This window comes from Pseudomonas sp. (genome assembly GCF_051660785.1).
In the GTDB taxonomy this organism is placed as follows: Bacteria; Pseudomonadota; Gammaproteobacteria; order Pseudomonadales; family Pseudomonadaceae; genus Aquipseudomonas.
The window spans coordinates 148654-168966 of the sequence record NZ_JBOFQE010000038.1; the positions used below are offsets into that span (position 1 = coordinate 148654).

Sequence of the window (20313 nt, forward strand, 5' to 3'; positions counted from 1 at the left end):
TTCGCCAAACCCTGCAAGCCACGTCCCGTATAGGCTTGAATGGAATAGATCAGATTTCATACAGTTCTAAGCCGCTGGCTTGACTTCGAACGGGGGCCTGTCTTCACTCACAGGGCACAAGGACAGCCGTCATTTATCCACATCTGGTTCAGGGAGAACGCGTGATGGATAGCCAGCCCGCCCCCGTTTTCTTCGCAACCTGCGTGCCCCTGCCGGCGGCTTTGATGCGTAAACGCATTCACCGACACGCCGCCAATCAGCGCGCTCGCCTATAGCGCCTGACTTTTTTCCAGCACCGCCCGCCCGCTGCCGCTGAGTTCACTCAGTGGCCAGGTACTCGTTCGCCCATCGATTGCAGGCAACCGCAGAGTTGCCCTATCTGCCTGATAGAGGAAAAGTCCCATGACACGGATCGCAACGCCCATCAGCGACATCAAGGAACATTACGACGTGATCGTCATCGGCTCGGGGTACGGCGGCGGGATCGCTGCGTCGCGCCTGTCCCGCGCCGGCAAGCGGGTCTGCCTGCTTGAGCGCGGCCGGGAGATGCAACCCGGCGAGTACCCGAACACGATGCTGGCGGCAACCGAGGAATTGCAGGTGCATGACCCGGACGGTCACATCGGTTCGCGCACCGGGTTGTTCGACCTGCACGTCAACGCCCAGCAAAACGTGGTGGTCGGTTGCGGGCTGGGCGGTACGTCGCTGATCAACGCCAACGTCGCCCTGGAGCCGGAGCCCGGTGTCTTCGACGACCCGCGCTGGCCACTGGCGGTGCGCGAACATCGCGACACCTTGCTCAAGGACGGTTACGCCCGGGCCCGGGAGATGCTCAAGCCCAATCCGTACCCGAGCACCTCACCGGTGTTGCCGAAACTGGAAGCCAACAAGAAATCGGCGGACTACCTCAAGCAAGGCGCGCATTTCTACCGGCCGCCGATCAACGTGACCTTCGACAAATTGCCGAATAACCTCAACCACGTCGGCGTCGAGCAACTGCCTTGCAACCATTGCGGCGACTGCGTCTCCGGTTGTAACAACAAGGCCAAGAACACCACGTTGATGAACTACTTGCCGGACGCCTGGAATCACGGCGCGGAGATTTTCTGCCAGGCCGAGGTGCGGCATCTGGAACGCGACGGCGATGGCTGGATCGTGCACTTCCAGTACCTGGATAGCGGCCGCGAGAAGTTCTCCGCGCCTACGCTGTTCGTCAAGGCCGACATCGTCGTGGTCTCCGCCGGCACCCTCGGCTCCACGGAAATTCTCCTGCGCTCCCGGGACAAAGGCCTGTCGATGTCCGGTCAGCTCGGCGAGCACATGAGCGGCAACGGCGACATCCTCGGCTTCGGTCACAACTGCGGGCAACCGATCAACGGCATCGGTTTCGGCGCGCATCCGGCCAAGGAGTTGCAACCGGTCGGTCCGTGCATCACCTCGGTGATCGACATGCGCACCGAAGGCGACTGGCGCAGTCGCATGGTCATCGAAGAAGGCTCGATTCCCGGCGCCCTCGGCCGGCCGATGGTGCCGAGCATGGCCGGGTTCGCCGAGCTGATCGGCCAGCCCACCGACGACAGTTTTACCGGCCGGTTGAAGTACAAGGAACGTGAAGCGGAAAGCTTCCTCCGCGGCCCGTATTACGGCGCGCTGCACAACATGCAGACGTACCTGATCATGAGCCACGACGACGGCAAGGGCTGCATGGTGCTGGACGGCAAGGATCAGCTGCGCATCGATTGGCCGGGCGTCGGCGAGCAGGAAAACGTCAAGATCGGCAACGAACGGCTGCACCTGAGCACCAAGGCGCTGGGCGGCATCTGGGTCGAGAACCCGATCTGGACCCAGCTGCTCAAGCACAGCATCGTGTCGGTTCACCCGTTGGGCGGATGCGTCATGGGCGAGGACGCGGGGCAGGGTGTAGTCAACCACAAGGGGCAGGTGTTCAGTGGTTCGAGCGGAACTGACGTGTATGCCGGTTTGTACGTGACCGACGGCGCGGTGATTCCGACGTCCCTGGCGGTGAATCCGCTGCTGACCATTTCCGCCGTGAGCGAACGCAATATGGGCCTGCTGGCTGCCGATCGCGGTTGGCAGATCGACTACACGCTGCCCTCGGCGCCGCGCAAACAAGTGGCGCCGCCAACCCTCGGCGTGCAGTTCACCGAAACCATGAAGGGCTACTTTTCCCGCGCCTTCACCGCAGCCCAGAGCACTGACCTCAAAGTTTACGAAGCAGCGGCCAAGCGCGGTGAGTCGGATAACTCGCCCATCGACTTCACCCTTACCATCACCGCCGCCGACCTCAACCGCATGATCAAGGAGCCGGAACACGCCGCGACTCTGGTGGGTACGGTCAACGCACCGAGCCTGTCGCCACAACCGCTGACGGCCAGCAACGGCGTGTTCAACCTGTTCGAGCAGTATCAGCAACAGGTCGGCGTACGCCACATGAAGTACGACATGAAACTGACCGCCGAGGACGGCAACGACTTTTACTTCAGCGCCTTCAAAACCGTGCCCGAAGACAACGGAGTGCTGAACATCTGGCACGACACCAGCACCCTCTATGTCACGCTTTATCGCGGGCCGGACAAGAGCGGCGAAGTAATCGGCACCGGGGTGATGCACATCCATCCGACCGATTTCGCCAAGCAAATGACCACCATGAAGGTGCTCAACGCCCGTACCGAACGCGAACGCATTGAAGGCCTGGCGAGGTTCGGCAAGTTCTTCGCCGGGATCCTCTGGGAGAGCTACGGCGGCGTGTTCGCCGGCGATATCTACTTCAATCCTGACGCACCGCCTCGGCTCAAACGACCGCTGGATGCGCCGTCGCCCGTGGTGCATTTCTTCCAGACTGAAGACAACGTCGAACTGCGCCTGACCCGTTATCAGGGCGGCAGCAAAGGGCCGGTGATGCTGGTTCACGGCTTGGGCGTAGGTTCGAACATTTTCTCCACCGACACCATTCAGACCAACCTGCTGGAGTACTTGTGCAAGCACGAGTACGACGTCTGGCTCCTGGATTTGCGGGTGAGCATCCTGCTGCCGGCGAGCAAGAAGGAATGGAACGGCGACCAGATCGCTCAATACGACTTCAAGGCCGCCATCACGCAGATCCAGCAATTGACTCAGGCAGTGGATGTGCAATGCGTGGTGCATTGCTACGGCGCGACGACCTTCTTCATGTCGTTGCTCGCCGGGTTGCAGGGCGTGCGCTCGGTGGTCTGCTCGCAGATCGCGGCGGATACGGTGGTCGCCACGGCAACCGGGCTCAAGGCCGGTTTGCACCTGCCGGGCATGCTCGACGCCATCGGCATCAAATCCCTCACGGCGTATGCCGACAACAAGGAGAACTGGTTCAACAAGCTCTACGACAAGGCCCTCAACGGCTACGCCCGCATTGAGGCCCAGGGTTACTGCACCAACCCGGTGTGCCATCGCATCACTTTCATGTACGCGTCACTGTATCGCCACGACACCCTCAACGAAACCCTGCACGACAACCTGCACGAGCTGTTCGGCGAGTCGAACATGCACACCTTCGAGCACCTGGCACTGATCGTGCGCAAAGGGCATCTGGTGGACTTCAAGGGCGAGGACGTCTACATGCCGCACTTCGACCGGTTGAGCATGCCGATCTGCTTCATCAGCGGTGCGGACAACCAGTGCTACCTGCCGGAAAGCACGCTCAAGACCTATGACCGTGTGTGCAAGGTCCACGGGCCGGAGCGTTATAGCCGGCATGTGGTGCCGGGCTACGGCCATATCGACTGCATGTTCGGCAAGGATGCGGTGGTCGATGTGTACCCGATCATCCTGCAACACCTGGAGAAAACGGCCCTCGGCTAACTCCGCTTCCCTTGTGGCGAGGGGATTTATCCCCGTTCGGCTGCGAAGCAGTCGTAAATCCAGACAACTTGGTCTGTCTGATAGGACGCTGGGGCTGCTTCGCAGCCCAACGGGGATAAATCCCCTCACCACAAAAAGCCGTGTGTTGACTTGGATGGGAGACAACAAGGAAATGGATGATATGGACAGCTACATCCGCTGGTTTCAACGCTTCATCTGGCTAGGCATCGTGATGAACATGGTCTTCGCGATCCCGGCGCTTTTCGCCCCGGCGCTGTTGACCTCGATGCTCGGGATGCCGCCGCAACTCTCCGACCCGTGGCTGGAAAACGCCGGCATGCTGCTGGTGGGCATCAGCGTGTTCTACATGCCGTCGGGCTTCAACGCGCCACGGTTTGTTGTGCATTCCTGGTTGTGCGTGTTGTCGCGACTGATCGCCGTGGCGTTCTGGATCTACCTGATCAACACCAGCAGTCAGGCAACGGTGTTCGTGCCGATGCTGATGGGCGATCTGAGCATGTTCCTGATCCTCGGCATCCTGCTGTACCTGGGCAGCACGCCGGCCAATCGACCGCTGGCCTTGCTCTGTGACGGCTGGCGGGAATGGCGCGCGGGCTGGGCGCTGCGCTGGCAGCGGCACAGCTTCAAAGTCGGCACGCTGATCGTGGTGTTGCTGCTGGGGTTTATCGGTTACGAAACCTGGTACCAGATGCTGCGCGTGGTGCCGGCCGAGAAGTACGCCTCCGACGAAGACCACTACAAATACGCCGCCATCGGGTTGGGCATCGAAGCACGCATCCCGTATTACCTGTTCGCCGTGTTGCCGCAGATGTGCCCGGAAAAACTGCCCAAACCCGGTGGTTATGAAGTCTTCGGTTTCCTCTACGAAAACGGCAAGGACCTGCCCATCGGCATGGCCAAGCGGCAAATCGGCTACCCGACCGTGGAGCCGAACTGCGCCCTGTGTCACACCGGTTCCTACCGGGCCAATGCCAGCGATGTCGCCACCCCGGTGGCCACCGCGCCGGCCAACACCCTGCAACTGCAAGCCTTTCAGTGGTTCGCCTACGATTGCGCGAGCGATCCGACATTCACCACCGATGCGGTGATGACCGCGATCAACGGCAAGTTCCAGCTCGGGTTTTTCGAGCGCTTGTACAACCGCTACCTGATCATTCCGATGGCCAAGAGCGCGCTGCTCAAACAGAAACAGGCCTATGCCTGGCAGAAGTTGCGCCCGCAACAAGGCCCGGGGCGCACCGACACCTTCAACCCGACAAAAATGGTGGTGTTCGGCTTCCCGGATGACTCGACCATCGGCACCGTCGACCTGCCGCAAGTGTGGAACCAGAAACCCCGTGAATCGCTGTACCTGCACTGGGACGGCAACAACAACGACATCCATGAGCGTAACTACGCAGCGGCCATGGCCGTGGGCGCGACGCCGGAATCGGTGCTGCCGGAAAGCTTCAACCGGGTGACCAACTGGCTGCTGGGCACCAAACCGCCGGCTTGGCCGTTCGCGCTGGATCAGGCCAAGGTCGCCCAAGGCAAACCGGTCTGGGATCAGAACTGCGCCGGCTGTCACGACTTCGGTCGCACCGACACTGGTCAGGTCACCACCAACATCGACGAACTGGGCACCGATCCCCATCGCCTGAACTCGTTCACCACGGGGTTGGTGGAGGCCTTCCACACCTTCAAGAAACCGCCGTTCGACTTCAACGCCTATCGCAAGACCCAGAGCTACAGCAACACGCCTACCGACGGCATCTGGTTGCGGGCGCCGTATCTGCATAACGGTTCGGTGCCGACCCTATGGGATTTGCTGCAGCCACCGGAACAGCGCCCGCAAGTGTTCTTCACCGGCTCCGATGTGTACGACCAGGACAAGGTCGGTTTCGTGACGAGCGGGGCGCAGGCCAAAGCTTCGGCGGATTTCAAATACGACACGCGTCTGGAGGGAAACCACAACAGCGGCCACCTGTACGGCACGCAGCTGTCGGACGTCGATAAACGGGCGCTCATCGAGTTCATGAAAACCCTGTGATCCCACTACGGATGGAGGAATGCCAACATGTCATTAGTCGCTCATTGGGAACATGAATACGACAAGGTCAAAGTCCGCCTGCATGGGCTGTACACGCGGCTGGAAATGTCCTGGAAAAAACTCATCAGCGAGCTTGAACCCGAGGAGTTCCAGGCCATCGTCGCGCTGTTGCAGCGCGGTCACGATCAGGCGCAATACGTGCTCAAACACGGCGACTTGCCGGACGATCAGCCGAGCGTGCCGTGGGAGCTATCCCACGGGTTGTCGATCCTGCACATCGGCAACGCCACGCCGTTGCCGCAATCGGTGGACGAGTTGCAGACCCGGGTGCTCAAGGACGGCAGTTTGCTGGGCTGTCGCAAGTGGGAACTGCTGGATCTGCTGTGGAGTGAAGCGCTGTTGAAGTGGATCGAAAACCTGCGCCATCACGCGCCGTTCGCCACCAACCCGGCGCTGATGAAGATGGACAGCGACGTGGTGCTGGCGATCGCCGGCGACTGGGGCACCGGCCCGTTCGACAGCCATGCGCCAGCGGTGGCGGTGGCCAACCAGATGCAACTGGCCCAGGCCGATTTCACCATTCACCTCGGCGATGTGTATTACGCCGGTACCCACTCCCAGGAAGACGTCGACATGGTCGGCTGGCCCATGGGCAAGCACGGCTCATTCACCCTCAATTCCAATCACGAGATGTACAGCGGCGCCCACGGTTATTTCAAGGAGCTGGCCAAACGCTTTCCGGCGCAACAGGGCACCAGTTATTTCGCGTTGTACAACGACGACTGGCTGGTGGTCGGGCTCGATACGGCGTACGCGTCAGATGCAATCAATCTGTACATGGACGGTACGTTGAACAAGGAACAGATCGCCTGGATGAAAGAACTGCCACAGCGCAAGAAGATCATGGTGCTCAGTCATCATCAGGGGTTTGATATTTCCGGGCACAACAAGACGGCGTTGTATCAGCCGGTGTGTGATGCGCTGGGTCGGGAGCCGGATTACTGGTATTGGGGGCATTTGCACAACGGCATCTGCTATGCCGCCCAGGGTGGGCTGCATGCGCGTTGCGCCGGGCATGGGGCGATTCCGTATGGCAATGCCAGCGAGCTGGACGGGCATTCGCGGGTGTTGTGGTCGGAAACCGAAAATGCGCGGGATGAGGCGTATCCGGATCGGGTGTTGAATGGGTATGTGAAGGTGAGGTTGGTGGGGGAGAACATTGAAGAGACGTTTATCGGGGAGGATGGGTCGGTGCGGTGGTCTTCCAGTTGATGGGGTGAATGTGAGGGCCCCATCGCGAGCAGGCTCGCTCCCACATTTGATCTTCGGCGCACCAAAGATCCCCTGTGGGAGCGAGCCTGCTCGCGATGCTTTTGATCTTAGCCTTGTACTGGGACGCCTTTGAGGTATGGGGCTGGCTCGGCACCGAGGTTGTTCAGCAGCCGCTCGCTGTACCAGTCCACAAAGTTCACCACACCAAATTCATAGGTCTTGGAGTATGGGCCTGGCTGGTAGGCAGTGGAGTTGATCCCGCGCTGGTTCTCTTCGGCCAGGCGACGGTCCTGGTCGTTGGTGGCATCCCAGACCTGGCGCATGCGCTCCACGTCGTAGTCCACGCCTTCCACCGCGTCCTTGTGGACGATCCACTTGGTGGTGACCATGGTTTCCTGAGCGCTGATCGGCCACACGGTGAACACGATGATGTGGTCACCCATGCAGTGGTTCCAGGAGTGGGGCAGGTGCAGGATGCGCATCGAGCCCAGGTCCGGGTTCTGGATCCGGCCCATGAGTTTTTTGCAGCCCTGTTTGCCATCGATCGTCATCGACACGGTGCCCTTGAGCAGCGGCATGCGCACGATGCGGTTACGCAGGCCGAAACTGGCGTGAGCGTAAGGAATCTTCTCGGCTTCCCAGGCCGCAGCCGAAGCAGCGACGTGGTCCTTGAAGGCCTGGTCGGCACGCGGGTCGGTGACGTCGTCCCATTCCAGCAGGGTTTTCAACAGTTCCGGGTGCGACGCGTTGCAGTGGTAGCACTCGCGGTTGTTTTCCAGCACCAGTTTCCAGTTGGCTTTTTCGAACAAGGTGGTCTGAATCGCCACCTTGGTGTTCTCCATGTCATACGGTTCCATGTAATGGTTCAGCGTCGACAGGAAGTCATCAATGGCCGGTGGGTTTTCCGACAGGCTGATGAAGATGTAACCGCCAGCGGTTTTCACGTTCACAGGCTTCAAGCCGTACTGCTTCATGTCGAAGTCGGCGCCCATTTCGGTGCCGGCGAACAGCAGGCGACCGTCCAGCTCGTAGGTCCACTGATGGTAATGGCAGACCAGTTTGGCGACCTTGCCTTTTTCACTGGTGCACAGACGGGAGCCACGGTGGCGGCAGACGTTGTGGAACGCATGCACCACGCCCTCGGCGCCACGAATGACGATGATCGGGTTCTTGCCGATCTGCAGGGTCAGGTAGTTGCCTTTGGCCGGGATCTCGCAGGTCATGCCGGCGATCAACCACTCTTTCTGGAAGATTTCCTGCATGTCGATATCAAACAGCCGCTCGTCAGAGTAAAACGGCTGCGGCAGCGAGAAAGTACGCTCGCGCTCTTGCAGCATCTGCGCGGTGGCCTTGCGTGCGGGTTCCAGCGGATCGCCCAGGCTGATTTTTGCGGTGACGTCCATCGATTTGATCCTCAAGGCCATTCTGTGTGGCCGGCGAAAGTGGCTAATCAGGTTTTGCGACGCAAGGTGTAAAGATTGTGTCTTGGTATGGGGCGAGTGTGGGGCCGGCGCATACCAGAACCTTATCCATGGGCGACATGGCCCAATCTGTTCCCGACGCGCAACCCCCGGTAGTTGGGGGCTGGTCGCGATAAGTATGTGAATGTCGCAGATAGGTAAATGGGTGGCTCGCGCTATACGCAGAATCGCCAACATAAGGCCGACCATCGGCGGTGGAGAACAGCATGTCCAACAGCTTCCTGAATCCGGTAACCACCCAGACCTGGGCCAACGGTCGACACATCGTCCGTTGCGTCAAAGTCATCCAGGAAACCTGGGATGTGCGCACCTTCTGCTTTATGGCCGACCAGCCGATCCTGTTCTTCTTCAAACCGGGGCAGTTCGTCACCCTGGAGCTGGAAATCGAAGGCGTGCCGATCATGCGCTCCTACACCATTTCCAGCTCGCCGTCGGTGCCGTACAGCTTTTCGGTAACGATCAAGCGTGTGCCGGGCGGCAAGGTCTCGAACTGGCTGCACGACACCCTGCATGAAGGTCAGGAACTGGCGGTGCACGGGCCGGTCGGGCTGTTCAACGCCATGGATTTTCCTGCGCCCAAGGTCTTGTACCTCAGTGGCGGCGTCGGTATTACGCCTTGCATGTCCATGGCGCGCTGGTTCTACGACACCAACGGCAACGTCGACATGGTGTTTATCCACAGTGCCCGCTCACCGAAAGACATCATTTACCACCGCGAGCTGGAACACATGGCGTCGCGGATCGACAACTTCAGCTTGCACCTGATCTGCGAGAAGCACGGTCTGGGCGAGCCGTGGGCCGGTTATCGCGGTTACCTGAACCACAAGATGCTCGAACTGATGACGCCGGACTTCATGGAGCGCGAAGTGTTCTGCTGCGGCCCGACGCCGTACATGAACGCGGTCAAGCGCATGCTTGAGGCCGCTGGCTTCGACATGAAGCGCTATCACGAAGAATCTTTCGGCGCCACGCCGCCGGAAGCCCGCGCCGATGCGGTGGAGCAAGCCGAACAAGCGGCGGACGCGCCGGAAGTCGATGCGGCGGACCTGCATCAGGTGGAATTCATTACCTCCGGCAAGAGCATTCGTGTGGCGCCGGGCGAGACTGTCCACGCCGCAGCGGCCAAGGTCGGTTTGCTGATTCCCAAAGCGTGCGGCATGGGTATCTGCGGCACGTGCAAGGTGCTGAAGCTGGGGGGCGAGGTCGAAATGGACCACAACGGCGGGATCACCGAGGAAGACGAAGCCGAGGGCTACATCCTGTCGTGCTGCAGCGTGCCGAAGGGGGATGTTCGCATCGAGTTTTGATAGAGGCTTAACTTCAAGATCCACCCCTCACCCCAGCCCTCTCCCCACAGGGGAGAGGGGGGAAAGGGAGCAGATCTTCAAGCTTTTCAAACCTGAGTTCGACTCGATATTTCAGGTCGATGTAACTCGAATGAGCACCTTCGTCAGTCCCCTCGCCCCCTTGGGGAGAGGGTTAGGGTGAGGGGCGGATCTTACTGGCACCCTAAGCCACTCAGTCGACAAACAAATCCGGCATCAGCTTGTCGCTGCTGCCGGGCTCGAAGCGGTAATGATCGAATTCGTTTACGCCATGCTCCCGCAAAATCTCCTCATCAATCAGCAATCGCCCGGTAATGCTTCGACCGCTGCTGTCCAGAATCAAATGTGCCGCATCCGCCATGATCGCGGGCGTGCGCGCATGTTTGAACGACTCCCGTGAACCCAGCTGAAACTCGATGGCGGCGGTGGCAATCATCGTCTGCGGCCACAGCGAGTTGACGCTGATGCCGTAACTGGCAAATTCCTCGCTCATGCCCACCGTGAGCATGCTCATCCCGTATTTGGTCACGGTGTAGGGGCTGTACTGGGCGAACCATTTGCTCGCCAGATTCAGTGGCGGCGACAGGTTGAGGATGTGGCCGTTGCTCTTCTTCAGGTAAGGCAGGGCCGCCTGGCTGCACAGCAACACGGCGCGGGTGTTGATCTGGTGCATCAGGTCGAAGCGTTTGAGTTCGATGTGTTGGACGCCAGTCAACTTGATCGCCCCGGCGTTGTTGATCAACGCATCGATACCGCCGAAATGTTCGTTGGCCTGGGCCAGCGCGTCACGCACCGCGACCTCATCACGTACATCCACCTGCAAAGCCAGGGCCTTGCCGCCCGCCGCTTCGACTTCCTGCGCCACGCTGAAAATCGTCCCCGGTAATTTGGGATGGGGCGCGGCACTTTTAGCGGCAATCACAATATTGGCCCCGTCCCGCGCGGCCCGCAGCGCGATCTCGCGCCCAATCCCGCGGCTGGCGCCGGTAATGAACAGGGTTTTGCCTTGTAATGACATGCGTACGCTCCTGATTGTTATTGTCTGAGCGGAGGGCTCGACAAACAATGTAGACGATGGAGCTGACGCGGGCGGGGGGAGTGGAGGAGCGCCCTTGTGGCTAGGGGATTTATCCCCGTTCGGCGGCGCAGCCGTCGTAAAACCAGCCAATGCGGTCTGCCAGACAGACCGCATTCTCAGTATTTAGGGCCGCTTCGCAGCCCAACGGGGATAAATCCCCTCACCACAGAGTACTGGATTGCTGCTTGAGGGATCAGTGGAACATCACTTCGCGGATATCCGCCGCGAGTTCACGGACACGTTCTTCTTCGGTGTCCCACGAGCACATGAAGCGTGCGCCGCCGTTGCCGATGAAGGTGTAGAAGCGCCAGCCCTTGGCGGTCAATGCGGCGATGGCCGGCTCCGAGAGTTGCAGGAATACGCCGTTGGCCTGTACCGGGAACATCAGTTCCACGCCTGGAATGTCGCTCACCAGCTCAGCGAGCAACTGCGCGCAATGGTTGGCGTGGCGGGCGTATTTGAGCCAGGCGTCGTTTTCCAGGATCCCGACCCATGGCGCAGAGAGGAAGCGCATTTTCGAGGCGAGCTGTCCGGCCTGTTTGCAGCGGTAGTCGAAGTCTTCGGCCAGTTTGTGGTTAAAGAACAGAATCGCCTCGCCCACCGCCATGCCGTTTTTCGTGCCGCCGAAGCACAACACATCGACGCCGGCCTTCCAGGTCAGGTCCGCCGGGGAGCAGCCGAGGAACGCACAGGCATTGGAGAACCGCGCGCCGTCCATGTGCAGGTTCAGGCCCAGCTCTTTGCAGGTGGCGCTGATGGCGCGGATTTCTTCCGGGGTGTAGACGCTGCCGACTTCCGTGGCTTGGGTCAGGGTCACGACGCGAGGTTTCGGGTAGTGGATGTCCTGACGCTTGAGTGCTACTTCGCGGATCGATTCCGGGGTCAGCTTGCCGTTTTCGGTGCGGGCAATCAGCAGCTTGGAACCGTTGGAGAAGAATTCCGGCGCGCCGCATTCGTCGGTTTCGACGTGGGCGGTTTCCGAGCAGATCACGCTGTGGTAACTCTGGCACAGCGACGACAGCGCCAGCGAGTTGGCGGCGGTGCCGTTGAAGGCGAAGAACACTTCGCAGTCGGTTTCGAACAGTTTTCGGAAATCATCGGACGCGCGCGCAGTCCATTCATCGTCGCCGTAAGCGCGTTGGTGGCCGTGGTTGGCCTGTTCCATGGCAGCCCAGGCTTCAGGGCAGATACCGGAATAGTTGTCGCTGGCGAATTGTTGGCTCTTATCGGTCATGGCCCTGCTTTCCGTGGTCGAGGCGCTTATGGTGAAGCGTCTCGTGGTCAATGATGGTGCGCACTTTACCGAAGATCATCCGGGGAGCACACGGGATGTGTCTGACAGAAAAATTCAAAGACGACGGGCAATTATGCACATGACGCAACGGGATGGGGCACTGGATCTGCTCAAGTGGCTGGCGCTGCTCAGCATGGTGCTCGATCACCTGCGATATATCGGTTATTCCGTCGATCTGCTGTATGTGCCGGGCAGGTTGGCATTCCCTTGGTTTTGCCTGGCGATGGCGGCCAATCTGTCCCGAGCCCGGAGCCAAGCAACTGAAGGTCAGTGGCGTTATCTGGGTTGGTTGCTGCTGTTTAGCGCCATCAGCGAAATTCCCTACCGTATGTTCATACCTGATCCCGACACGTTGAACGTGATGCCTACGTTGGCGCTGGGGTTGTTGGTGGCACGTGGCTGGCAGGATCGAAGCTTGCAATCGCGACTGCTCGCGGTTGGCGCCCTGGCGCTGGCGGCGCTGTTCCCGCAATGGCTGATGTTCGGCTTTTTCGGCGTGCTGCTGCCGTTGGCGATATTGCTGGTGATCACGCGGCCCTGGTATTTCAGCCTGTTGCCAGCGTTGGTGTGCCTTGCGGCCAATCAATGGGAGGTGCTGTTTTACTCGGCGCGGTTCGGTAATGGAGCCGCCATCCTTGGCATCTCCGCTTGTCTGATTGCGCCATTGCTGGGGCTGGTCTTGTTGCGACATGCCAAACATCTCCAGCCTCCGCCGATGCGACGTTGGGCGTATGCCTTGTATCCGCTGCATTTTCTACTGCTGCTCGCAGTGCGCCAGATAATCGCCTGACCCTGTGGGAGCTAGCCTGCTAGCGATGAGGCCGTCCCAGCCAGCATTGATGTTGCCTGACCCACCGCTATCGCGAGCAGGCTCGCTCCCACAGGGGATCCTGGCTGAATTGAAGACTGTGTCCGGTCAGCCATTTCAGCCCATGTCGTAAACGCACCTTTGCGTGGCGTCCGTAGGCATTTGGCCTGTCTGCGCCGGTCATACCATCGCATCAAAGGGCACTGTCGAAACACCGGTGCCTTACCGAGACGAATGGCGCATAGATGCCGCTGGGAGAGACGCGATGTTCAGCAAGCAAGACCAGATCCAGGGTTACGACGATGCACTGCTGGCGGCGATGAATGCCGAGGAGCAACGCCAGGAAGATCACATCGAGCTGATCGCGTCAGAGAACTACACCAGCAAACGCGTCATGGAAGCGCAAGGCAGTGGCCTGACCAACAAATACGCCGAAGGCTATCCGGGCAAGCGCTACTACGGTGGCTGCGAGCACGTCGATAAAGTCGAGGCGCTGGCCATCGAACGCGCCAAGCAGCTGTTCGGCGCCGATTACGCCAACGTCCAGCCGCACTCCGGTTCCTCGGCCAACAGCGCCGTTTATCTGGCCCTGCTGCAGGCCGGCGACACCATTCTCGGCATGAGCCTGGCCCACGGTGGTCACCTGACCCACGGCGCCAAAGTGTCGTCTTCGGGCAAGCTGTACAACGCCGTGCAGTACGGCATTGACACCAAAACCGGTCTGATCGACTACGACGAAGTCGAGCGCCTGGCCGTCGAGTGCAAGCCAAAGATGATCGTTGCTGGCTTCTCGGCTTATTCCAAGACCCTGGACTTCCCGCGTTTCCGTCAGATCGCCGACAAGGTCGGTGCGCTGCTGTTCGTCGACATGGCCCACGTTGCCGGTCTGGTCGCAGCCGGCCTGTACCCGAACCCGCTGCCGTACGCCGACGTGGTCACCACCACCACCCACAAGACCCTGCGCGGTCCTCGTGGCGGCCTGATCCTGTGCAAGTCCAACGAAGAAATCGAGAAGAAGCTCAACGCGGCAGTCTTCCCGGGTGCCCAGGGCGGCCCGCTGATGCACGTGATCGCCGGTAAGGCGGTGTGCTTCAAGGAAGCGCTGGAGCCAGGTTTCAAGGCCTACCAGCAACAAGTGATCGACAACGCCCAGGCCATGGCCGGCGTGTTTATCAAACGCGGCTACGATGTAGTGTCCGGCGGCACCGATAACCACCTGTTCCTGGTCAGCCTGATCCGTCAGGGCCTCACCGGCAAAGAGGCGGATGCAGCACTCGGTCGCTCGCACATCACCGTGAACAAGAACGCTGTCCCGAACGATCCACAGTCGCCGTTCGTGACCTCCGGCCTGCGCATCGGCACCCCGGCGGTGACCACTCGCGGCTTCAAGGTAACTCAGTGCGTCACGCTGGCCGGCTGGATCTGCGACATCCTCGACAACCTCGGCGACGCCGACGTCGAAGCCAATGTCGCCGAGCAAGTGTCGGCCCTGTGCGCGGACTTCCCGGTTTATCGCTGAGCGCGGTTTTGGAGTAAATGACTATGCAACGCTACTCAGGCTTCGGCCTCTTCAAACACTCCCTCAGCCATCACGAAAACTGGCAGAAAATGTGGCGCACGCCGACCCCTAAAAAGGTCTATGACGTGGTCATCGTCGGCGGTGGCGGGCATGGTCTGGCGACCGCCTACTACCTCGCCAAAGAGCACGGCATCACCAACGTGGCCGTGGTCGAGAAGGGCTGGCTGGGCGGCGGTAACACCGCGCGCAACACCACCATCGTTCGCTCCAACTACCTGTGGGACGAGTCGGCGCACCTGTACGAACACGCGATGAAATTGTGGGAAGGCCTGTCTCAGGACCTGAACTACAACGTGATGTTCTCCCAGCGTGGCGTCTACAACCTGTGCCACACCCTGCAGGACATACGTGATTCCGAGCGTCGGGTCAGTGCCAACCGCCTCAACGGCGTGGACGGCGAACTGCTCGATGCCAAGCAAGTGGCCGACGAGATTCCGTACCTCGACTGCTCGAAGAACACCCGTTACCCGGTGATGGGCGCCACCGTCCAGCGTCGCGGCGGCGTGGCCCGTCACGATGCCGTGGCCTGGGGCTTTGCCCGTGCCGCTGACGCCTTGGGCGTGGACCTGATTCAACAGACCGAAGTGATCGGCTTCCGCAAGGAAAACGGCGTGTGCATCGGCGTTGAAACCAACAAAGGCTTTATCGGCGCCAAGCGCGTCGGTGTAGTGACCGCCGGTAACTCCGGGCACATGGCCAAACTCGCCGGTTTCCGTCTGCCGATCGAATCCCACCCGCTGCAAGCGCTGGTGTCCGAGCCGATCAAGCCGATTATCGACAGCGTGATCATGTCCAACGCCGTACACGGTTACATCAGCCAGTCCGACAAGGGCGACCTGGTGATCGGGGCCGGTATCGACGGCTACAACGGTTACGGCCAGCGTGGTTCGTACCCGGTGATCGAACACACCATCCAGGCCATCGTCGAAATGTTCCCGGTGTTGTCCCGCGTACGCATGAACCGTCAGTGGGGCGGCATCGTCGACACCACGCCGGATGCGTGCCCGATCATTTCGAAAACACCGGTACCGAACATGTTCTTCAACTGCGGTTGGGGCACCGGTGGCTTCAAGGCAACACCTGGCTCGGGCAACGTGTTTGCCGCGAGCCTGGCCAAGGGTGAAATGCACCCATTGGCTGCACCTTTCTCCATCGACCGTTTCCACAACGGTGCGTTGATCGATGAACACGGCGCTGCTGCGGTTGCCCACTAACAGGAGAAATCCCCATGTTGCATATCTTCTGTCCTCACTGCGGCGAGCTGCGCTCTGAAGAGGAATTCCACGCATCCGGCCAGGCGCACATCCCGCGTCCACTGGATCCGAACAGCTGCACCGACGAGGAGTGGGGCGACTACATGTTCTTCCGCGATAACCCTCGCGGCCTGCACCACGAGCTGTGGGATCACGTCGCCGGTTGCCGTCAGTATTTCAACGCGACGCGTGACACCGTGACCTACGAGATTCTCGAGACCTACAAGATCGGCACCAAGCCGCAGTTCACCGACAAGACCGATAGCCCGAAAGCGGCCACGACGGCTCTGGGAGAGAAGGTATGAGCCAGATCAATCGCCTGTCCAACGGTGGACGGATCGACCGCAACAAAGTGTTGAGCTTCACCTTCAACGGCCAGGTCTACAAAGGCTTCGAAGGCGATTCGCTGGCCGCTGCCCTGCTGGCCAACGGGGTCGACATCATCGGTCGCAGCTTCAAGTATTCCCGTCCGCGCGGCATCTTTGCCGCCGGTGCCGAAGAGCCGAACGCCGTGCTGCAGATCGGTGCGACCGAAGCCACGCAAATCCCGAACGTGCGCGCCACGCAACAAGCGCTGTACCAAGGTCTGGTCGCCACCAGCACCAACGGCTGGCCGAGCGTGAACAACGACATGATGGGGATTCTCGGCAAGGTCGGCGGCAAGCTGATGCCGCCGGGCTTCTACTACAAAACCTTCATGTACCCGCAATCGTTCTGGATGACTTACGAAAAGTACATTCGTAAGGCCGCCGGTCTTGGCCGCTCGCCGACCGAGAACGATCCGGACACCTACGACTACATGAACCAGCACTGCGACGTGCTGATCGTCGGTGGTGGCCCCGCAGGTCTGGCCGCCGCATTGGCAGCTGCGCGCAGCGGTGCCCGTGTAATCCTCGCCGATGAGCAGGAAGAGTTCGGCGGCAGCCTGCTCGATTCCCGCGAAAGTCTCGACGGCAAGCCAGCGGCCGAGTGGGTCGCCAGCGTCATCGCCGAATTGAAAGACACCCCGGACGTGCTGCTGTTGCCGCGCGCCACGGTCAACGGTTACCACGACCATAACTTCCTGACCATTCACGAGCGCCTGACCGATCACCTTGGCGACCGCGCCCCGATTGGCCAGGTGCGTCAGCGTATCCACCGGGTTCGCGCCAAACGTGTGGTGCTGGCGACCGGCGCTCACGAGCGTCCACTGGTCTACGGCAACAACGACGTGCCAGGCAACATGCTCGCCGGCGCTGTGTCGACTTACGTGCGCCGTTACGGCGTGGCACCGGGCAAAAAACTGGTGCTGTCGACCAACAACGATCACGCCTACCGCGTGGCTCTGGATTGGCTCGATGCCAGCCTGCAAGTCGTGGCCATCGCCGACGCCCGCAGCAATCCGCGCGGTGCGCTGGTTGAAGAAGCGCGCGCCAAAGGCATCCGCATCCTGACCGGCAGCGCCGTGATCGAGACCCGTGGCAGCAAGCACGTGACCGCCGCTCGCGTCGCCGCGATCGACGTCAAAGCACACGCCGTCACCAGTCCTGGCGAGTGGCTTGATTGCGACCTGGTCGCCAGCTCCGGCGGTTACAGCCCGGTGGTTCACCTGGCTTCGCACCTGGGCGGCAAGCCGATCTGGCGTGAAGACATCCTCGGTTTCGTGCCGGGCGAAGCACCGCAGAAACGCGTGTGCGTCGGTGGCATCAACGGCGTCTACGGTCTTGGCGATTCGTTGGCCGATGGTTTTGAAGGCGGCGCTCGCGCAGCCAGCGAAGCCGGTTTCAGCGTGGTCGAAGGCACATTGCCGAAAGCCCTGAGCCGTCTGGAAGAGCCGACTTTGGCGCTGTTTCAGGTGCCTCATGAAAAGAACTCCGCTCGTGCGCCGAAGCAATTCGTCGACTTCCAGAACGACGTCACCGCGGGAGGCATCGAACTGGCAACCCGCGAAGGCTTCGAGTCGGTCGAGCACGTCAAACGCTACACCGCACTGGGCTTCGGCACGGACCAAGGCAAGCTCGGCAACGTCAACGGTCTGGCCATTGCCGCCCGCTCGTTGAACGTGACCATTCCGCAGATGGGCACCACCATGTTCCGTCCGAACTACACGCCGGTGACCTTCGGCGCCGTGGCCGGCCGTCACTGTGGGCACATCTTCGAACCGGTGCGTCACACCGCGCTGCATCATTGGCACGTGAAAAACGGCGCCGAGTTTGAAGACGTCGGTCAGTGGAAGCGCCCTTGGTACTTCCCGAAAAACGGTGAAGACATTCACACCGCCGTCAAACGCGAATGCAAAGCCGTGCGCGACAGCGTCGGCCTGCTGGACGCTTCGACCCTGGGCAAGATCGACATTCAAGGCCCGGATGCGCGCGAGTTCCTCAATCGCATCTACACCAACGCCTGGACCAAGCTCGATGTGGGCAAGGCGCGTTATGGCCTGATGTGCAAAGAAGACGGCATGGTCTTCGACGACGGTGTAACCGCTTGCCTCGCCGACAACCATTTCGTGATGACCACCACCACCGGCGGCGCTGCACGCGTGCTGCAATGGCTGGAAATCTACTCCCAGACCGAATGGCCAGAGCTGAAGGTGTACTTCACGTCCGTGACGGATCACTGGGCAACCATGACCCTTTCCGGGCCGAACAGCCGCAAGCTGCTCAGCGAAGTCACCGACATCGACCTGACCAACGAAGCGTTCCCGTTCATGACCTGGAAAGAAGGCCTGGTCGGCGGTGTGCCGGCGCGGGTGTTCCGGATTTCGTTTACCGGTGAGCTGTCGTACGAAGTCAACGTGCAAGCCGACTACGCCATGGGCGTTCTCGAGAAGATCGTCGAGGCTGGCAAGCAGTACAACCTGACCCCGTACGGCACTGAAACCATGCACATTCTGCGGGCCGAGAAGGGCTTCATCATCGTCGGTCAGGACACTGACGGCTCGATGACCCCGGACGACCTGAACATGGGCTGGTGTGTCGGTCGCACCAAACCGTTCTCGTGGATCGGCCAGCGCGGCATGAACCGTGAAGACTGCGTGCGTGACCAGCGCAAACAGCTGGTGGGCCTGAAGCCGATCGATCCGAACAAATGGCTGCCGGAAGGGGCGCAACTGGTGTTCAACACCAAGCAGACGATCCCGATGACGATGGTCGGTCACGTCACCTCCAGCTACCTGCACAACTCCCTGGGCTATTCGTTTGCCATGGGCGTGGTGAAGGGCGGTTTGAAGCGCATCGGCGAGCGGGTGTTCGCACCGCTGGCGGATGGCAGCGTGATCGAGGCGGAAATCGTTTCTTCGGTGTTCTTCGATCCGAAGGGTGATCGCCAGAACGTGTGATGGTCTCGAGATCTGTGGGCGGGCTGCCAATCGCCAGCAGGGCTAGCTCCCACAGTTGAATGTGGGAGCTAGCCCTGTTGGCGATGACGGCAGTGCAGCCACTACAAGAACCAACAGAATTCAGGAAAGGTGCTTTATGACCGCAGCCAATGTTTACCAACAACGCCCAACCACTGGGGCCAAGGCCGAGTCGTCGCTGCATCATGCCGACCTCGCCAGCCTGGTGGGCAAGGGCCGCAAAAGCGCCGGCGTGACCGTGCGTGAGAAAAAACTCCTCGGCCACCTGACCATTCGTGGCGATGGCCATGATGCGGCCTTCGCTGCCGGCGTGCACAAGGCCCTCGGCATCGAGCTGCCGGCTGCGCTGACCGTCGTGGTCAAAGGTGAAACCAGCCTGCAATGGATGGGGCCGGATGAATGGCTGCTGATCGTGCCGACCGGTGAAGAATTCGCCGCCGAGCAAAAACTGCGCGAAGCGCTGGGCGATCTGCACATCGCGATCACCAACGTCAGCGGCGGCCAGCAGATCCTCGAACTGAGCGGCCCGAACGTGCGCCAGGTGCTGATGAAGTCCACCAGCTACGACGTGCACCCGAATAGCTTCCCGGTGGGCAAGGCTGTGGGGACCGTGTTTGCGAAGTCGCAACTGGTGATTCGCCACACGGCCGAAGACACCTGGGAGCTGTTGATTCGTCGCAGCTTCTCGGATTACTGGTGGTTGTGGTTGCAGGATGCGGCTGCTGAGTATGGGTTGAGCGTTCAGGCTTAAAAGTGGGGCTGGTTTGAGAGCCACCCCTCACCCCAGCCCTCTCCCCACGGGGGAGAGGGGGAAAGGGGGCCGATCTCCAGTGTTTTCAATGTTTGTGTTCGACTCGAAATCGCTTTTATAGAACCTGAGTTCACCTCGGTATTTCAGGTCGATGTAGCTCCAAGAACAACTCGGTCAGTCCCCTCGCCCCTTTGGGGAGAGGGCTAGGGTGAGGGGTGGATTTCCCTGAC

At 60.5% G+C, this 20313-nt stretch carries 13 protein-coding genes; 10 read left to right on the forward strand and 3 right to left on the reverse strand.

What is annotated here, in order from left to right:
• The first annotated feature begins 402 nt into the window (after window positions 1-402).
• From ACRC4F_RS09105 to ACRC4F_RS09115, 3 genes are all read left to right on the forward strand, one after another.
• A complete protein-coding gene (locus tag ACRC4F_RS09105) occupies window positions 403-3855 on the forward strand; it encodes a GMC oxidoreductase (protein ID WP_438658997.1) in 3453 nt (1150 codons plus the stop codon).
• 181 nt (window positions 3856-4036) lie between these two features.
• Window positions 4037-5905 carry a hypothetical protein gene (locus ACRC4F_RS09110; protein WP_438658998.1) on the forward strand — a complete coding sequence of 623 codons (1869 nt, stop codon included), beginning with the start codon at window positions 4037-4039 and terminating at the stop codon, window positions 5903-5905.
• A 27-nt stretch (window positions 5906-5932) separates the two neighbouring features.
• The gene (locus ACRC4F_RS09115; RefSeq protein ID WP_438658999.1) at window positions 5933-7177 is read left to right on the forward strand and encodes a metallophosphoesterase family protein; all 1245 of its coding nucleotides are present in this window, start codon (window positions 5933-5935) and stop codon (window positions 7175-7177) included.
• 107 nt (window positions 7178-7284) lie between these two features.
• Here ACRC4F_RS09115 and gbcA read toward each other — a convergent pair whose 3' ends face one another.
• Entirely contained in the window at window positions 7285-8580 is a 1296-nt protein-coding gene (gene gbcA / locus ACRC4F_RS09120) for a glycine-betaine demethylase subunit GbcA (protein ID WP_438659000.1), read from the reverse strand.
• A gap of 284 nt (window positions 8581-8864) precedes the next feature.
• On the opposite strand from gbcA, the gene gbcB reads away from it, so the two are divergent.
• Window positions 8865-9965, forward strand: coding sequence for a glycine-betaine demethylase subunit GbcB (gbcB, locus tag ACRC4F_RS09125; RefSeq protein WP_438659001.1), 1101 nt, complete (start codon window positions 8865-8867; stop codon window positions 9963-9965).
• 211 nt (window positions 9966-10176) lie between these two features.
• Here gbcB and ACRC4F_RS09130 read toward each other — a convergent pair whose 3' ends face one another.
• Together ACRC4F_RS09130 and ACRC4F_RS09135 are read right to left on the reverse strand one after the other, a co-directional pair.
• Window positions 10177-11001 (reverse strand): SDR family oxidoreductase, encoded by an 825-nt coding sequence (locus ACRC4F_RS09130; RefSeq protein ID WP_438659002.1) that lies wholly within the window; start codon window positions 10999-11001, stop codon window positions 10177-10179.
• A 253-nt stretch (window positions 11002-11254) separates the two neighbouring features.
• Window positions 11255-12295, reverse strand: coding sequence for a threonine aldolase family protein (locus ACRC4F_RS09135; protein ID WP_438659003.1), 1041 nt, complete (start codon window positions 12293-12295; stop codon window positions 11255-11257).
• A gap of 133 nt (window positions 12296-12428) precedes the next feature.
• On the opposite strand from ACRC4F_RS09135, the gene ACRC4F_RS09140 reads away from it, so the two are divergent.
• The 6 genes from ACRC4F_RS09140 (at window position 12429) to ACRC4F_RS09165 (ending at window position 20083) form a co-directional block, all read left to right on the forward strand.
• Window positions 12429-13145, forward strand: coding sequence for a TraX family protein (locus ACRC4F_RS09140; protein WP_438659020.1), 717 nt, complete (start codon window positions 12429-12431; stop codon window positions 13143-13145).
• A 283-nt stretch (window positions 13146-13428) separates the two neighbouring features.
• Entirely contained in the window at window positions 13429-14682 is a 1254-nt protein-coding gene (gene glyA / locus ACRC4F_RS09145) for a serine hydroxymethyltransferase (RefSeq protein WP_438659004.1), read from the forward strand.
• Window positions 14683-14705: 23 nt separating this feature from the next.
• Window positions 14706-15956, forward strand: coding sequence for a sarcosine oxidase subunit beta (locus ACRC4F_RS09150; protein WP_007947735.1), 1251 nt, complete (start codon window positions 14706-14708; stop codon window positions 15954-15956).
• Between the two features lie 14 nt (window positions 15957-15970).
• A complete protein-coding gene (locus tag ACRC4F_RS09155) occupies window positions 15971-16300 on the forward strand; it encodes a sarcosine oxidase subunit delta (protein ID WP_438659005.1) in 330 nt (109 codons plus the stop codon).
• Entirely contained in the window at window positions 16297-19314 is a 3018-nt protein-coding gene (locus tag ACRC4F_RS09160) for a sarcosine oxidase subunit alpha (RefSeq protein WP_438659006.1), read from the forward strand. The genes ACRC4F_RS09155 and ACRC4F_RS09160 overlap by 4 nt, the downstream gene beginning before the upstream one ends.
• Before the next feature lie 136 nt (window positions 19315-19450).
• Window positions 19451-20083 carry a sarcosine oxidase subunit gamma gene (locus ACRC4F_RS09165; RefSeq protein WP_438659007.1) on the forward strand — a complete coding sequence of 211 codons (633 nt, stop codon included), beginning with the start codon at window positions 19451-19453 and terminating at the stop codon, window positions 20081-20083.
• Window positions 20084-20313 lie beyond the last annotated feature (230 nt).

What these genes read in the sequence shown, in the direction of transcription:
- ACRC4F_RS09140 (WP_438659020.1), top strand. Translation starts at nt 12,429, where the DNA reads ATGCACATGACGCAACGGGATGGGGCACTGGATCTGCTCAAGTGGCTG.
- ACRC4F_RS09160 (WP_438659006.1), top strand. Translation starts at nt 16,297, where the DNA reads ATGAGCCAGATCAATCGCCTGTCCAACGGTGGACGGATCGACCGCAAC.
- ACRC4F_RS09165 (WP_438659007.1), top strand. Translation starts at nt 19,451, where the DNA reads ATGACCGCAGCCAATGTTTACCAACAACGCCCAACCACTGGGGCCAAG.
- ACRC4F_RS09155 (WP_438659005.1), top strand. Translation starts at nt 15,971, where the DNA reads ATGTTGCATATCTTCTGTCCTCACTGCGGCGAGCTGCGCTCTGAAGAG.
- gbcB (WP_438659001.1), top strand. Translation starts at nt 8,865, where the DNA reads ATGTCCAACAGCTTCCTGAATCCGGTAACCACCCAGACCTGGGCCAAC.
- gbcA (WP_438659000.1), bottom strand. Translation starts at nt 8,580, where the DNA reads ATGGACGTCACCGCAAAAATCAGCCTGGGCGATCCGCTGGAACCCGCA.
- ACRC4F_RS09150 (WP_007947735.1), top strand. Translation starts at nt 14,706, where the DNA reads ATGCAACGCTACTCAGGCTTCGGCCTCTTCAAACACTCCCTCAGCCAT.
- ACRC4F_RS09105 (WP_438658997.1), top strand. Translation starts at nt 403, where the DNA reads ATGACACGGATCGCAACGCCCATCAGCGACATCAAGGAACATTACGAC.
- ACRC4F_RS09130 (WP_438659002.1), bottom strand. Translation starts at nt 11,001, where the DNA reads ATGTCATTACAAGGCAAAACCCTGTTCATTACCGGCGCCAGCCGCGGG.
- ACRC4F_RS09110 (WP_438658998.1), top strand. Translation starts at nt 4,037, where the DNA reads ATGGACAGCTACATCCGCTGGTTTCAACGCTTCATCTGGCTAGGCATC.
- ACRC4F_RS09115 (WP_438658999.1), top strand. Translation starts at nt 5,933, where the DNA reads ATGTCATTAGTCGCTCATTGGGAACATGAATACGACAAGGTCAAAGTC.
- glyA (WP_438659004.1), top strand. Translation starts at nt 13,429, where the DNA reads ATGTTCAGCAAGCAAGACCAGATCCAGGGTTACGACGATGCACTGCTG.
- ACRC4F_RS09135 (WP_438659003.1), bottom strand. Translation starts at nt 12,295, where the DNA reads ATGACCGATAAGAGCCAACAATTCGCCAGCGACAACTATTCCGGTATC.